General features: G+C 39.9%; 1 protein-coding gene. It reads right to left on the bottom strand.

What is annotated here, in order from left to right:
• Positions 1-105: 105 nt before the first annotated feature.
• Positions 106-213, bottom strand: a complete 108-nt coding sequence (locus INF68_RS23555) for a YnaM/YnfT family protein (protein WP_353511636.1) — start codon at positions 211-213, stop codon at positions 106-108.
• Between the last annotated feature and the right edge of the window lie 108 nt (positions 214-321).

Here is a 321-nt window from a genome sequence, read left to right as displayed (position 1 = left end):
ACGGGCGTGGGGTCAGTCCAGTAGAAACAGGCAGTTTTGGTACACTGGTTATCATTGATTTACCAGAAACGGAAGTGGCCTCGCTTTAAGCGGCTTGCGGTAAGGTCACAGATTGTCAGGATTGTTCGACGTGCTAATCCAAACTTTAATCAGACTCAACGTTATCAACCCCATCACAACGGCAACAGTGGTTACTACAATATAAGATGTCATAAAATAATCTTTTCATTGTAATGTGCTTCATTTGACCCATTTCTTTTTCATTATTTCCCGCAAAGAGCCATATTTTAATGAAAAGAAGTATCGAGTTTTAGTCTGTAT

This window comes from Enterobacter cloacae complex sp. P16RS2 (genome assembly GCF_014982155.1).
Classification (GTDB): Bacteria; Pseudomonadota; Gammaproteobacteria; order Enterobacterales; family Enterobacteriaceae; genus Enterobacter; species Enterobacter cloacae_M.
This window is presented reverse-complemented; position numbering and strand designations above follow the sequence as displayed.

Coding starts and splice junctions, on each gene's coding strand:
- INF68_RS23555 (WP_353511636.1), bottom strand. CDS start 213: ATGACATCTTATATTGTAGTAACCACTGTTGCCGTTGTGATGGGGTTG.